Below are 14,515 nucleotides of genomic sequence, written 5' to 3'. Positions count from 1 at the left end.
GGGGTGGAGGCGAAGCTGCGGATTATAGAAGTGCCACCTCCTGGGCCCGGCCGCACGCGGCGCCGATGCACGCGCACGGTTGCCCAATCGAACGAGTTGTAACGCGTTTCAGAAGGCCGCGTTGTTACATTCTCGCCGCCGGTTGACCCCCACCGCCGGCGAACGAGAGACCCACAAGGACCCCCCGTATGACACCGCCTGTGAGCGAGGTCGGGCCGCTGCTTTGCCCAACAACCTCCACCGCCCTGCGGAGCGCGCCGTGAGCCTGCTGGCCGCCCTGCCCCGCGTGCTGCGCCGGTCGGCGCCGCCGGTCGCACCCGTGCCCGGCTGGTACCGCCGCGAGGCCGCGATCATGGGCACCGCGATCAGCGCCGAGCTGTGGGCCGACAGCCCCGCCGAGGGCGAGGCCGCGCTGGACGTGGTCTTCGACGAGATGCACCGCATCGACCGCCTGATGAGCCCGCACAAGCCGGCCTCTGAGCTCTCGCGCATCAACCGCGAGGCGGCCCACCATGCGGTGCCGCTGCGCGAGGAGATGGCCACACTGCTGGCGCGGGCGCTGGACTTCTCGGCCCGCACCGACGGCGCCTTCGACATCAGCTTCGCCGCCATCGGCCAGCTCTACGACTACCGTGCCGGCACCGTGCCCAGCCCGCAGCTGCTGGCGGCAGCGCGTGGCCTGGTGGACTGGCGCGAGCTGCACCTGGACCGCCGTGCCGGCACGCTGCGCTTCGGCCGCGCCGGCATGCGCATCGACCTGGGCGGCATCGCCAAGGGCCATGCGGTGGACCGCGCGGTGGCGCTACTGCGTCAGCGCGGCATCCAGCACGCGATGGTGGCCGCCGGCGGCGACAGCCACCTGCTGGGCGACCGCCGCGGCCGGCCCTGGCAGCTGGGCATCGCCCACCCGCGCCGCAAGGGCGACACCGTGGCGGTGCTGCCGCTGCAGGACACCGCGGTGTCCACCTCGGGCGACTACGAGCGCGGCTTCGAACGCCGCGGCGTGCGCCACCACCACCTGATCGATCCGCGCACCGGCGACTCGGCGCGCGGCGCCACCAGCGTCACGGTGCTGGCGCCCGATGGGGTCACGGCCGAGGCGCTGTCCAAGATGCTGTTCATCCACGGGCCCCGCCGGGGTTTCGCGATGCTCGAGGACTGGCCCGGCGTCGACGCCGTGCTGGTCGATGCGCAGGGCGTGCTGCACGCCAGCGCCGGATTCAACGGGAGCCATTCATGACCCTGACACGTCCGATCGGGTGGCTGACCGCTGCCCTGGCCGCCGCCGCCGTGCTGGCCGCCTGCTCCGGCAGCGGCAGCAGCGACAGCGTGATCGTCGAAGGCGACATCCCCATCGCCTACGTCAAGCGCGCCGACACGCTGAACCTGAACCCCACCGATGGTGGCGGCTTTGCCGAAGGCGGCGATCTGATGCTGCGCGAGACCTCCTCGCCCAGCGCGCCCGAACACAACCTGACCGCGGCATTCACCCAGGGCCGCGGCGATGCCTCCGACCCCGAGGTGTCCTACGACGGCAAGAAGATCGTCTTCGCGATGCGCTGCCCGGCCAGCAACAGCGCCACGATCGGCGGCCTGCCCGCCTGCACCGGGCGCTGGAACATCTGGGAATACGACATGAGCAGCGGCGGCCTGACCAAGGGCAGCTTCCGCCGCCTGACCGCCTCCACCGAGAGCGACGACGTCGACCCGGTCTACCTGCCCGGCGGCCGCGGCTTCGTCTTCAGCAGCAACCGCCAGACCGGCTCCTACGCCAACCAGGCGCTGGGCCGCAGCTACTACGCGCTGGACGAGTATGAGCGCCAGCGCGTCTTCAACCTGCACACCATGGACGCCGACGGCGCGGCCATCACCCAGGTCTCGTTCAACCAGAGCCACGACCGCAACCCGGTGATCCGCCTCAACGGCGACGTGATGTTCTCGCGCTGGGACCATGTGGCGGACCGCAACCACTTCAAGGTCTTCCGCATGAAGCCCGACGGCACCGACCTGTTCGTGCTGTACGGCTCGCACAGCGAGGGCAACACCTTCCTGAACCCGCGCGACATGGACCCCCAGGGCGCCTACGCCGGCCAGATCACCTCCGATCTGATGCCGCTGCAGCGCACCCACGAAGGCGGCGCGCTGGTGCGGGTGGACGTGGCCAACTACTCCGAGCAAAACACCCCGGCCAACAAGGACGTGCCCGCGCAGGGCGGCCAGGTGGCGATGACCGACAAGACGCTCAACGCCGAGCGCGGCTTCTCGCCCTTCGGCCGCGCCACCACGCCCTACCCGCTGTGGGACGGCACCGACCGCATCCTGGTGGCCTGGAAACCCTGCGAGGTGCACCGCGGCACCGATGTCGTGCCCTGCGCCTCGCTGACGCAGGCCGAGCTGGACCGCCTGGGCGATGCCAACCGCACGATCGAACAGCGCGAGGCCGATGAGCTGCAGGACAACGTGCGCCCGCACTACGCGATCTACATGTTCAACCCGAAGCAGCAGACCTGGCTGAACGTGGCCTCGCCGCCGCCGGGCTTCATGTACACCGACCCGATCGCGCTGGTGGCCCGCACCGAGCCCAAGGTGGTGGAGCCCACCAACCTGGACAGCGACCTGGCGGCGCAGAAGCTGGGCCTGCTGGAGGTGCGCAGCGTCTACGACACCGACGGCCTGGGCCGCATGGGCGACCCGGTGCTGGCTCCGGTGGACACCGCCGGTGCCTGCAGCGAGCCCATCCCCAAGACCACCCCCACCGACGCCGCCGACACCCGCGCCCAGGTCGCCCACCTGCTGCGCATGAAGGACCCGGCCGACAGTGCCTACCTGTGCAGCCCGGCGCGCTTCATCCGCGTGATGCGGGCGGTGGCGCCGCCATCGGGCTCGATCGGCCTGCGCCATGCGATCGGCGAGACCAACTTCGAGCCGCAGCAGATCCTGGGCTACGCACCCATCGAACCCGACGGCTCGTTCAAGCTGCGCGTGCCCGCCGACACGCCGATCGGCCTGGCGGTGGTGGACACCGAAGGCCGCGCCTTCCAGACCCACACCAACTGGATCCAGGTGCGCCCCGGCGAGCGCCGCACCTGCGACGGCTGCCACAGCCCACGGCGCGGCGGCGCGCTGAACTCCGGCGCGGTGGTCGACACCGTGCCGGCCGCCTGGCGCAGCGCCATGGCCTCGGCGCGGCTGTCGGGCGAGACCATGGCCTCCACCCGCACCCGGCTGGACCCCAGCGCGCTGCAACTGGCGACCGACCTCCTGTCGCGGGACGTCTGGGCCGACACCGCCCGCCCCGGGGTGCAGGCCCGGCCCAGCGTGGCGTTGCGCTATACCGGCAACGCCCTGGCTGCGAATGACCTGGCCACCACCGTGCCGCTGCGCGGCGTCATCAACTACCCCGAGCACATCCAGCCCCTGTGGACCCGCGACCGCGGCAGCAACACCTGCACCCGCTGCCACGGCGCCGGCGCCGCGCTGGACCTGAGCGCCAGCATCGCCGGCACCGGCCGTCTGCTGAGCTACGAGTCGCTGCTGGTGGGCGCGCCGGTGATCGACCCGGTCACCGGCCTGCCGGTGACGCGTCTGGTCGAGGGCGTTCCCGAGGTGGTGCGCGAGCCGGCACTGGTGGAAACCGGCGCCAGCGAGGGCGATGCGGCGGGCCTGGCGCGCAAGAGCCGGCTGGTCGAGATCCTCAGCGGCCAGACGCTGATGGCCGGCGCCGACACCCGCACGATCTACCCCACGCCCGCGGTCAACCACAGCGCCTTGCTCAACGCCGCCGAGAAGCGCCTGGTGGCCGAGTGGATCGACCTGGGCGGCAAGTACTACAACGACCCCTTCGACGCCAACGCCCAGGTGCGTGAGGTGCGCACGCTGAGCCAGCAGACTTTCACCGCCAAGGTGCTGCCGGTGCTCAGCAGCACCTGCGCCACCGCCTGCCACATGGGCGTGGGCAGCGGCCGCGGCACCGATTTCCGCCGCAACCGCTTCGTGCTGACCGGCGACGCCGAGGGCGACTACAACGTCACGCTGTCGATGGTCACCAACACCTGCCAGCCCGCGGCCAACCCGCTGCTGGCCCAGCCGTCGACCCGCCCGCACCCCAGCGGCGCCACCGGCCAGACCCGTGCCCCGCTGCCCGTGGGCAGCGCCGGCTACCAGGCCATTTACAGCTGGATCGCCAGCGGATGCCCCACCCCATGAGACTGATCGCCCTGGCATGGACCGCCGCCCTGCTGGCCGGCTGCGGCGGCGCCGCCGACATCGACAACCCGGAAGGCGCCAGCGGCCAGAAGCTGGCCTTCGCCTACTTCCAGAAGTGCGTGCAGCCGCTGCTGAGCTCGCCGCTGACGTTGCCCGGCGGCGGCACCGCCACCTGCGCCGCCGGTGGCTGCCATGACAACACCAACGGCACCGGCGGCGCGCTGCGCCTGATCGGCAACGCCGCCACGGTGGACCTGGGCCTGACGGCCGATGAGATCCGCGCCAGCCAGATGTACCGCAACTTCTACTCCGCCCAGGGCGTCACCGTGCCCGGCAACCCCGAGGGCAGCCGGCTGCTGGCCAAGCCGCTGCTGCTGGGCATGCTGCATGGCGGCGGCCAGGTGCTGGGCAGTGCCGACGACGAGCTGGCGCTGCGCATCCGCTACTGGATCACCCACCCGGCCCCCAAGGACCAGGACGAGTTCAGCAGCGCCACCTACGCGATGTTCACCCCGGCCGACCCGGCCACCGGCAGTTGCAACACCCGATGAGCTGGCTGACAAGACATCTGCTGGCCGCCGCGCTGGCCCTGGGCGTGCTGGGCGCGCAGGCACAGGGCGTGGACGGTCCCGGCCTGGCCGCCGTGCAGCGCGTGCAGGTGGCCGACCCCTTCATCGAGTTCCGCACCGGCCCGGGCCGCGGCTACCCAGTGCACTACGTGGCCGAGCGGGGCGCCTGGGTGCAGGTCGAGCGGCGCCACACCGACTGGTTCAAGCTGCGTGCCGAGACCGGCCAGGTCGGCTGGGTCACGCGCGATCAGCTGCTGGCCACGCTGGGCGACGACGGCCAGCCCACCCGCTTTGCCGGCCTGCAGCTGCAGGATTACCTGCAGCGCCGCGTCGAGGCCGGCGCGATGATCGGCCGCTTCCAGTCCGAGCCCATGGTGCGCCTGTGGGCCGGCTGGCGCCTGCACGAGGCGCTGGCGCTGGAGCTGGCGATCGGCCAGGTGCAGGGCGTGTACTCGGGCACCTCGCTGGCCCAGGTGCAGATCGTCAGCGAGCCCTGGTCCAACCAGCGCTGGTCGCCCTTCGTGGGCGTGGGCCTGGGGCGCTTCAACAACCTGCCCAACAACAGCCTGGTCGACGACGCACGCACCAACGTCAACATGGGCCTGGCCACCGCCGGCCTGCGGGTGCACCTGGCCGAACGTTTCGTCGTGCGCCTGGACTGGACCCTCTACACCGCGCTGCTGGGCGACAGCGGCTATGGCGAGTACCGCGCGCTGAACGCCGGACTGTCCTTCTTCTTCTGACCCCACCCCACCGATGAAGCCCCTGACCCACCTCCTGGCCGCACTGGCCCTGGCCTGCTCCCTGCCCCTGGCCCGCGCCCAAACCCCACCGCCGGCCGAGCAGCCGGTGCAGCCGACAGTCGAACGGCGTGACGTGAAGCTGCCGCGCCTGCCCTCGACCGATTTCGAGGTGGGGCTGTTCTTCGGCATCTACTCGGTGCAGAACTTCGGTACGCAGGGCGCGGCCGGCCTGCGCCTGGCCTACCACCTCACCGAGGACTGGTTCGTCGAGGCCGCGCTGGGCCAGGCCAAGGTCAGCGACGAGGCCTTTCGCCGCGTGCTGCCCGGCGGCGTGATCACGCCGGGCCAGGAAACGCTGAATTACATGAACCTCTCGGCCGGCTACAACCTGCTGCCCGGCGAGCTGTTCCTGGGCGCGCAGCGCGCGCTGCCCACGCAGCTCTACCTGATCGGCGGCGTCGGCACCACCCGCTTCAACGGCCAGCGCGCGCAGACCTTCAACCTGGGCATGGGCTGGCGCGTCTTCCTGCGCGACGAGTGGGCGCTGCGCGTGGACCTGCGTGACCACCTGTTCCCGCTGGACCTGCTGGGCCAGCGCGACCGCACCCACAACCCCGAGCTGACGCTGGGCGCCTCGTTCCTGTTCTGAGCGCCATGATGCTGACCCGACGCCACTGCCTGCTGGCTCCGCTGGCCGCGGCCGCACTGCCCGCACGCGCCACCATCGCCCCGGGCGCGGCGGCGCCCGACTTCACGCTGCGCCAGCTCAGCGGCGCGCCGCTGCGCCTGCGCGAGCAGCGCGGCCAGGTGCTGATGCTGAACTTCTGGGCCAGCTGGTGCGGCCCCTGCCGCGACGAGATGCCGCTGCTCTCGCGCCTGCACGACAAGTACCGCGCCTCGGGTTTCGCGCTGTGGGGCGTCAACGTCGACGACGAGCCGAAGAACGCCGCCGCCACCGTCGACAAGCTGCGCACCGCCTTCCCGGTGCTGCTGGACACCGACAAGGCGGTCAGCCGCCTCTACGAGATCAAGGCCATGCCCAGCACCCTGCTGATCGACCGCGACGGCGTGCTGCGCCGCCTGCACCGCGGCTACCAGGCCGGCTGGGTCGAGTCGCTCTACGAACCCCAGCTGCGCGAACTGCTGCGAGACTGACGATGAAGCCCACGCTGATGCTGATGCTGTGCGCCGCCGCGCTGTCCGGCTGCGCCATCCCCGAGCCCTGGGTTGCGCCTTACGAGCGCGAGCGCCTGGCCGACCCGATGATGAACCCGGGCCGCGACCAGCTGGCCGCGCGCCACCGCGAGCACGTCTACACGGTGCGCGAAGCTGCCCGTGGCGCCAACGGCGTGCAAGGAGGCGGCTGTGGCTGCAACTGACACGCTGCGCCGCGTTGCCCGCCTGCTGGCGCGCGCGCTGGGGCTGGGCGGCGGCGCCCTGCTCGCCCCCGCCGCGCAGGCGGTGGACCTGCCGCCCGACGGCGCCGAGGCGCTGGTCCACATCTACAACGGCGGCGGCGTGCGCGCCATCGGTCCGGCGCTGCTGGTGCGCAAGAGCATCGCCGACCGGGTGCAGCTCAGCGGTCAGCTCTACGTGGATGCGGTCAGCAATGCCTCGATTGACGTGGTCACCACCGCCAGCCCTTTCAAGGAGACGCGCACCGAGCTGGGCGTGGGTGTCGACCACGCAGTGCGCGACACCCTGCTGCACCTGGGACTGACGAACAGCACCGAGCCCGACTACACCGCCCGCACGCTCAGCGCCGACATCAGCCAGGAGGTCTGGAGCGGCATGGCCACGGTGAGCCTGGGCTTCAGCCGCGGCGCCGACCAGGTCAAGCGCCATGGCGACCCGGGCTTTGCCGATGAGGCCCGCCACTGGCAATGGCGCGCCGGCTGGACGCAGGTGCTCAGCCCGCGCTGGCTGGCCGCGCTCAGCGCCGAATCGCTGGCCGATGACGGCTACCTGGGCAGCCCCTACCGAGCCGCGCGCGTCTTCGGCGCGCTGGTGCCCGAGCGCGTGCCGCGCAGCCGCAGCGGCCAGGCCGTCAAGCTGCGTGTGCAGGGCGACCTGTCGTCCGACAGCGTGCGTCAGGCGATGCGCGCCGAGGGCCGCCTCTACCGCGACAACTGGGGCATCCAGGCCGTGACGCTGGAAGGCGGCTACAGCCGCTACCTCGGCAGCGCTCTGGGCGACTGGCTGGCCGAGGGCTTCGTGCGCCTCAACCGCCAGCAGGCGGCCAGCTTCTACAGCGACGACGCCACCCGCGAGACGCTCTACGTCAGCCGCAACCGCCAGCTGGGCAGCTTCACCAGCACCAGCCTGGGCGCCAAGGCCAGCCGCGCCGCCGGCGGCCGCTGGCAGGACTGGAACCTGCGTCTGGGCGGCTCGCTCGAGCTGGTGAACTTCCGCCACAGCGACTACACCGACCTGCGCTCCGGCGCGGCCTACCGATTCACCGGCCTGCTGCTGCAAGTGCAGGCCACCGGCAGCTTCTGACACCGATGACCCGCCTCCTCCTGCTCGTGCTGGCCCTGCTCGCCGGCCCCTCGACCGCCCTGGCCCAGACCGCGGCGCCGGCCGCACCGGCCGCCTCCGCCCCGGCGCAGCCCGATGCTGCACTCGACGCCCGCGCCCAGGCGCTGAAGGCCCAGGTGCTGCAGCTCAACCGCGACCTGCTGGTGCTGGAAGAGGAACTGCTCTACCCGGCCAGCAGCCAGGTGGCGGTGTTCGTGTCGATGGACGTGGGCCAGCTCTTCGGTCTGGAGTCGGTGCAGGTCAAGCTCGACGACAAGGTGGTCGCGCAGCACCTCTACACCGAGCGCGAGGTGGCCGCGCTGCACCGCGGCGGCGTGCAGCGCCTGTGGCTGGGCAACCTGAAGGCCGGCACGCACGAGGTCACCGCCTTCTTCACCGGCCAGGGCCCGCATGCGCGCGATTACCGGCGCGCCACCACGCTGAACTTCGACAAGGCCGGCGAGGCGCGCTACATCGAGCTGCGCATCACCGACCGCCTGACCAAGTTGCAGCCCGAGTTCGACGTCAAGGTCTGGCAGTGAAGCGTCTGTTGCTGTCCCTGGCGCTGGCCGCGGCCGTGCCGGCCCAGGCCGCGGTCGATCCGCCGCCGGTGCGCGCGCTGCAGGCGCCGCACTGGGGCGATGGCTTGTTCTTCTTCTTCCAGGACCGCCACTTCGACGCGCTGAGCGCCTTGATGGTGTCGCAGCACTTCGACCGCCTGGGCCTGCACGGCGACGAGGCGGCGCTGCTGCGCGGCGGCCTGCTGCTGGCCTGGGGCATGCACGACGAAGCGGCCGCCGTCTTCGAGCGGCTGCTGACCGACAGCGCCGACGCCGCCGTGCGCGACCGCGCCTGGTACTTCCTGGCCCAGGTGCGCTACGCCCGTGGCCTGGACGATGAGGCCCAGACCGCGCTGGACCGCATCGGCGCCCCGCTGGCCGACGGCCTGGAGCCGGCGCGCGCGCTGCTGGCCGCCCAGGTGGCGCTGGCCCGACAGCAGCCCGATGCGGCGGCCGCCGCGCTGACCGCGCTGGCCGAACAGCCCTACGACCCCAGCGCCACCACCGGCCCGGCGCGCAGCTGGTGGGCCCGCTTCTGGGCCTGGCTGGGCGTCAGCCTGGCCACCGACCCGCAGGGCAGGCCCGTGGACGACGCCCCGCTCTACGCCCGCTACAACCTGGGCGTGGCCCTGGTGCGCGCCGGCCGGCTGGACGAAGGGCGGCCCTGGCTGGAGCGCCTGGGCACCATGCCCGCCGCGCACGAATCCCAGCGCGCGCTGCGCGACCAGGCCAACCTGGCGCTGGGCTATGCCGCGCTGCAGGCCAGCGAGCCCGAGGCGGCCCGCACCGCGCTGGAGCGCGTGCGGCTGCAAGGCCCATCCTCGGCCAAGGCGCTGCTGGGCTTCGGCTGGGCCGACCTGGCGCTGAAGAACCCCCGCCGCGCGCTGCTGCCCTGGCAGGAGCTGGCCGGGCGCGACCCTGGGGATGCCGCGGTGCTGGAGTCGCGCATCGCCATCCCCTATGCGCTGGCCGAGCTGGGGGCCGACACCGCCGCCGAGGCCGCCTACAGCGACGCCCTGACCCGCTTCGACACCGAACAGCAGCGCCTGCAAGCCACCCAGGCCGAGCTGCAGCGCGACGCCTGGCTGGACGCCCTGGTGGCGCTGAACCCGGCCGACGCCATGGCCTGGTCGCGCAGCGCCGAGACCCTGCCGCCGCTGCCGCACGCCGCGCAGCTGGCGCCGGTGCTGGCCGACCACGCCTTCCAGGAGGGCTACAAGACCCTGCGCGACCTGCAGTTCCTGCACGCCCACCTCAGCGCCTGGCAGGGCACCATCGCCAGCTACCGCGACATGCTGGCGCACCGACGCGCCGTCTTCGAGCAGCGCCTGCCCGCGCTGGCCGCCGAAGAAGGCCAGCTGGCCGTGGCGCCGCTGCAGCGCCAGCAGGCGGCGCTGGAGACCGCGCTGACCGCCGCCGAATCCAGCGGCGACGGCCAGGCCTTTGCCGATGAGCGCCAGCGCGCGCTGCAGCAGCGCATCGCCCGCGTGCGCGCCGCGCTGCAGGACCTGCCGCCTGAGCAGCAGGCCGCCCATGCCGAGCGCCTGCGCCTGCTGGCCGGGCGCCTGCAGTGGGACCTGGCCCAGGCCGCGCCCGAGGCCGCCTGGACCACCCGTCGCGCGCTGCAGGCCAGTGCCCGCGCGCTGGACGAGGCGCAGGCGCGCCGCCAGCGCTTCAGCGGCCGCCCGACCGACCAGCGCCAGGCCTTCGACGACTTTGCCCGTCGCCTGGATGCGCTCGACGCCCGCATCACCCGTCTGCTGCCGCCGCTGCAGCGCACCGCGCGCGAGCAGGCCGGCGCGCTGCAGCACCTGGCGCTGGCGGCGCTGCAGACCCAGCAGCAACGCCTGGGTGCCTATGCCCAGCAGGCCCGCTACGGCATCGCCCAATTGCACGACCGCGCGCGCCAGCCGCTGGACACCCCGGAGGCCACCGATGCGCCGCGCTGAGCCCGCCCTGCTGATCGCCGCCCTGGCCCTGGCCGGCTGCGCCAGCGGCCCGCTGCCCGGCGACGACCAGCCCACGCTCAAGGCCCTGGCCCAGCGCCCGCTGCCGGCCGTCACCCCCGGCCGCCTGCCCACCGATGAGCAGCGGGCGCTGGCCGCCTGGCAGGCCCTGCTGGCCGCCCAGCCCGACGCCAAGCAGCGCGCCCAGGCCCTGCGCCGCCTGGGTGACCTGGAGATGGACGCCACCGACGCCCGCCTGGCCAGCCAGGACGGCGCCAGCGCCGACTACCGCGCCGCCATCGCCCGCTACCAGACGCTGCTGAAGGAAACGCCCAACGACCCCGGCAACGACCGCGTGCTCTACCAGCTGGCCCGCGCCCAGGAGCTGGGCGGCGACGCGCCCGCCGCGCTGGCCACGCTGGACCGCCTGGTGGCCACCTACCCGCAGACCACGGCGCTCGACGAAGCGCAGTTCCGCCGCGGCGAGCTGTTGTTCTCGGCGCGCCGCTACGCGCCGGCCGAAGCCGCCTTCGGCGCGGTGCTGGCCAGCCCGCGCCCGCACGGGCTGACCGAGCGCGCCCGCTACATGCAGGGCTGGAGCCAGTTCAAGCAGGCCCGGCTGGAGCCGGCACTGGGCAACTTCATGGCGGTGCTCGACACCCACCTGGCCGGCCGCGACCCCGCCGTTCCGGTAGAGCAACTGCCCGGCCTGTCGCGCGCCAACCGCGAGCTGGTCGACGACGTGCTGCGCGTCATCGCGCTGGCGCTGGAGAACCTGCAGGGCGTGGCCGCCATCGCGCCGCTGGTCGACAGCCCGCAGCGCGCCGGCTACGCGGTGCGGCTGTACCAGAACCAGGCCGCGCTGTACCTGAAGCAGGACCGGCCCAAGGATGCCGCCGACGCGCTGGGCGCCTTCGTTCGCCGCGCGCCGCAGGACCCGATGGCGCCGCTGCTGCAGGCCCAGGTGGTGCGCATCCACGCCGAAGCCGGCTTCGAGCAGCAGGCCCTGGCCGCCAAGCTGGCCTTCGTCGAGCATTACGGCCTGGATCCGGCCTTCAAGGCCAGTGCCCCCGAGGCCTGGCAGCGCGCCCGCCCGCTGGTGCGCGAGTTCCTGGGCGAGCTGGCCCAGCGCCACCACGCCGCCGCACAGAAGAGCCACCAGGCTGCCGATGTGCAAGCCGCGGTGCGTTGGTACCAGGCGCTGCTGGCCCAGTTCCCCGACGACGCCGACAGCCCGCGCCAGCGCTTCCTGCTGGCCGAGCTGCTGTTCGAGGACCGGCAGTACGACAGCGCCGCCGCCGAGTACGAGCGCTCCGCCTACCAGGACCCGCCGCACCCGCGCAGCGCCGAGGCCGGCTACGCCGCGCTGCTGGCGCACGACGCACGCCTGAAGGCCGCGCCGGACAACGCCGCGCTGGCCGCTGAGCGCCTGTCCAGTGCGCTGCGCTTTGCCGAACGCCATGCCGCTGATCCGCGCGCCGCCGCCGTGCTGGCCGATGCCGCCGAGCGCCAGCTGCGCGCCGGCCAGGCCGCACAGGCCCAGGCCAGCGCCGCCCGCGTGCTGGCCTGGCAGCCCGAGCCCGCCGCGCCGGTGCGCCGCAGCGCGCTGGGCGTGCAGGCCCGCGCCGCTTTCGACGCCGGCCGCTTTGCCGACGCCGAGCGCGCCACCCAGCAGGTGCTGGCGCTGACGCCCGACGGCGACGCGTCGCGCGCTGCGCTCAACGAGCGCCTGGCCGCGGCCATCTACCGCCAGGCCGAAGCCGCCCGCGACGGCGGCCAGGGCGCCCAGGCCGCCGCGCTGTTCGCCAAGGTGGGCAGCGCCGCGCCGGGCGCCTCGATCCGCGCCAACGCCGACTTCGACGCCGCCACGCAGTGGATCGCGCTGAAGGACTGGCCGCGCGCCGCCGAGGCGCTGGAAGCCTTCCGCCGCCAGCACCCCGGCCATGCGCTGCAGGCACAGGTACCGGCCCGGCTGGCCCTGGCCTACGACGAGTTGCAGCGCCCCGCCCTGGCCGCCGCCGAATACGAGCGCGTGGCCACCAGCGCCACCGAGCCCGAGGCCCGCCGCACCGCACTGTGGCTGGCTGCGCAGCGCCGCGAGAGCGCGCAGGACCGTGACGCCGCCGCCACCTGGGAGCGCTACCTCAAGGCCTGGCCGCGGCCCCTGCCCGAGGCCACCGAGGCCCGCGCCGCACTGGCCCGCCACGCCCGCAGCCCCGCCCAGGCGCTGGCCTGGCAGCGCGAGCTGCTGGCCAGCGAGCGCGCCGGCGGCAGCGCCCGCACCGCGCGAAGCAGGCTGCTGTCGGCCCAGGCCGCGCTGGCGCTGGCCCGGCCGGCGGACGAGGCTTGCCGCGCGGTGGCGCTGACCGAGCCGCTGGCCAAGTCCTTGGCGCTGAAGAAGACCCGCCTGGAGGCCGCGCTGCAGGCCTGGGGCGTGGCCGCCGAGGACGGGGTGGCCGAAGGGGTCACCGCCGCCACCTTTGCCAGCGCATCGCTCTACCAGGAGTTCGGTCAGGCGCTGCTGAAGTCGCAGCGGCCGAAGAAGCTCAGCAAGGCCGAGCGCGAACAGTACGACGTGCTGCTGGAAGAGCAGGCCTACCCGTTCGAGGAGAAAGCCATCGCGCTGCACGAAGCCAACGCGGCCCGCGTGCGCCAGGGCCAGTGGGACGAGCCGGTGCGCCAGAGCCTGGCCGCCTTGCGCACGCTGCGCCCGGCGCGCTGGGCCAAGGCCGAGCGCCGCGACGAGGCCGCCGGCGCTGCCGCGCAGCTCAACCGCGAGGCCATCGCGCTGCGCGAGCAAGGCAAGCTGCCCGAGGCCCGCGCGCGCTGGCAACAGGCCCTGGCCGCCGAGCCGGGCCACGCCGCCTCGGTGCTGAACCTGGGCGTGCTGCTGGACCTGTACCTGGACGAGCCGGTGGCGGCACTCGCCCAGTACCAGCGCTACCTCGAGCTGACCCCCGGCGGTGACGCCCAGGTCGGCAAGTGGGTGGCCGAGCTCAAACCGCGCGCCGCCAAGGCCGCTGCCCCGGTGAAGAAGGAGGCCACATGAGAGCCCTGACTGCCGCCGTGCTGCTGCTGGCCGCCTGCGCGGCCGGCGCGCAGGACCGCGCCGACATGGACCCCAGCCGCATCGTCGGCAACCGCGAGCTGCCCAAGGTCATCTACATCGTGCCCTGGAAGAAGCCGCTGCCAGATGCGCTGCAGGGCAAGCCGCCCACCAGCCTGGTCGACGAGGTGCTGGCCCCGCTCGACCGCGACGTGCACAAGCGCCGCCTGCGCTTTGCCAACGAATCCAACCCCACCGCCCAACCCACCGCCAACGAGAGCCCCCGATGAATGCCTTCGATACCGCTGTCAAGTTCTTCCAGGATTGCGGCCTGTTCATCTACCCCAGCCTGCTGATCATGTCGCTGGGCCTGGCGATTGCCATCGAGCGCTTCGTCTTCCTGCGCCGCGCGCGCAGCGACAACCGCGCACTCTGGGAGCAGGTACAGCCGCTGCTGGGCCAGGGCCAGCTCAAGCAGGTGCAGTCGCTGGCCAGTGCGTCGGACGCCGCGCTGGGCAAGCTGGTGGCCAACGGGCTGGACCGGCTGCAGACCTCGAAGAAGCGCGAGGACATCGACGCCGCGATGGAAGAAGGGATGATGGAGATCGTCCCGCGCCTGGAGAAGCGCACCCACTACATCGCCACCTTCGCCAACGTGATCACGCTGGTCGGCCTGCTGGGCACGATCATGGGCCTGATCAAGGCCTTCACCGCGGTGGCTCAGGTCAACCCGGCGGAGAAGGCCGAGCTGCTGTCGGCGTCCATCTCCATCGCGATGAACAACACCGCCTTCGCGCTGATGGTGGCCATTCCCTTCCTGCTGGTGCATGCCTTCCTGCAGGCGCGCACGGCGGAGATCGTCGACGGCCTGGAGGCCGCCAAGATCAGCTTCCTGAACACCGTGCAGCGCCTGGCCGGCACGCACTGA

General features: G+C 73.0%; 13 protein-coding genes. All 13 read left to right on the top strand.

The features are described from left to right. Positions 1 to 259: 259 nt before the first annotated feature. Genes KAK03_RS13975 through KAK03_RS13915 form a run of 13 tightly spaced genes read left to right on the top strand, consistent with a single transcriptional unit; the run spans position 260 to position 14,515 of the window. Positions 260 to 1,240, top strand: coding sequence for an FAD:protein FMN transferase (locus tag KAK03_RS13975; protein ID WP_310738599.1), 981 nt, complete (start codon positions 260 to 262; stop codon positions 1,238 to 1,240). Next, complete coding sequence (locus KAK03_RS13970; protein ID WP_210854561.1) at positions 1,237 to 4,206, top strand: HzsA-related protein; 2,970 nt, start codon at positions 1,237 to 1,239, stop codon at positions 4,204 to 4,206. Before KAK03_RS13975 ends, KAK03_RS13970 begins: the two co-directional genes overlap by 4 nt. Beyond that, on the top strand, positions 4,203 to 4,757 hold the full coding sequence (locus KAK03_RS13965) for a hypothetical protein (protein WP_210854560.1): 555 nt from the start codon (positions 4,203 to 4,205) through the stop codon (positions 4,755 to 4,757). Before KAK03_RS13970 ends, KAK03_RS13965 begins: the two co-directional genes overlap by 4 nt. Beyond that, positions 4,754 to 5,518, top strand: coding sequence for an SH3 domain-containing protein (locus tag KAK03_RS13960; protein WP_210854559.1), 765 nt, complete (start codon positions 4,754 to 4,756; stop codon positions 5,516 to 5,518). Before KAK03_RS13965 ends, KAK03_RS13960 begins: the two co-directional genes overlap by 4 nt. A 13-nt stretch (positions 5,519 to 5,531) precedes the next feature. Beyond that, positions 5,532 to 6,167 (top strand): outer membrane beta-barrel domain-containing protein, encoded by a 636-nt coding sequence (locus KAK03_RS13955; RefSeq protein ID WP_210854558.1) that lies wholly within the window; start codon positions 5,532 to 5,534, stop codon positions 6,165 to 6,167. A gap of 8 nt (positions 6,168 to 6,175) precedes the next feature. Next, positions 6,176 to 6,673 carry a TlpA disulfide reductase family protein gene (locus KAK03_RS13950; RefSeq protein ID WP_247661154.1) on the top strand — a complete coding sequence of 166 codons (498 nt, stop codon included), beginning with the start codon at positions 6,176 to 6,178 and terminating at the stop codon, positions 6,671 to 6,673. A 2-nt stretch (positions 6,674 to 6,675) separates the two neighbouring features. After that, positions 6,676 to 6,897, top strand: coding sequence for a DUF4266 domain-containing protein (locus KAK03_RS13945; RefSeq protein ID WP_210854556.1), 222 nt, complete (start codon positions 6,676 to 6,678; stop codon positions 6,895 to 6,897). Beyond that, positions 6,884 to 8,017 (top strand): DUF3570 domain-containing protein, encoded by a 1,134-nt coding sequence (locus KAK03_RS13940; protein ID WP_210854555.1) that lies wholly within the window; start codon positions 6,884 to 6,886, stop codon positions 8,015 to 8,017. The genes KAK03_RS13945 and KAK03_RS13940 overlap by 14 nt, the downstream gene beginning before the upstream one ends. A gap of 5 nt (positions 8,018 to 8,022) precedes the next feature. Continuing rightward, positions 8,023 to 8,577 carry an AraC family transcriptional regulator gene (locus KAK03_RS13935; RefSeq protein WP_210854554.1) on the top strand — a complete coding sequence of 185 codons (555 nt, stop codon included), beginning with the start codon at positions 8,023 to 8,025 and terminating at the stop codon, positions 8,575 to 8,577. After that, positions 8,574 to 10,544 carry a hypothetical protein gene (locus tag KAK03_RS13930; protein ID WP_210854553.1) on the top strand — a complete coding sequence of 657 codons (1,971 nt, stop codon included), beginning with the start codon at positions 8,574 to 8,576 and terminating at the stop codon, positions 10,542 to 10,544. Before KAK03_RS13935 ends, KAK03_RS13930 begins: the two co-directional genes overlap by 4 nt. Beyond that, positions 10,531 to 13,590: a tetratricopeptide repeat protein gene (locus KAK03_RS13925; protein WP_210854552.1), complete on the top strand. Its 3,060-nt coding sequence runs from the start codon at positions 10,531 to 10,533 to the stop codon at positions 13,588 to 13,590. The genes KAK03_RS13930 and KAK03_RS13925 overlap by 14 nt, the downstream gene beginning before the upstream one ends. Continuing rightward, the gene (locus tag KAK03_RS13920; RefSeq protein ID WP_210854551.1) at positions 13,587 to 13,877 is read left to right on the top strand and encodes a hypothetical protein; all 291 of its coding nucleotides are present in this window, start codon (positions 13,587 to 13,589) and stop codon (positions 13,875 to 13,877) included. Before KAK03_RS13925 ends, KAK03_RS13920 begins: the two co-directional genes overlap by 4 nt. Beyond that, positions 13,874 to 14,515 (top strand): MotA/TolQ/ExbB proton channel family protein, encoded by a 642-nt coding sequence (locus tag KAK03_RS13915; protein ID WP_210804151.1) that lies wholly within the window; start codon positions 13,874 to 13,876, stop codon positions 14,513 to 14,515. The genes KAK03_RS13920 and KAK03_RS13915 overlap by 4 nt, the downstream gene beginning before the upstream one ends.

Origin of the sequence: Ideonella alba (assembly GCF_018069845.1) — a bacterium.
In the GTDB taxonomy this organism is placed as follows: Bacteria; Pseudomonadota; Gammaproteobacteria; order Burkholderiales; family Burkholderiaceae_C; genus Ideonella; species Ideonella alba.
This window is presented reverse-complemented; position numbering and strand designations above follow the sequence as displayed.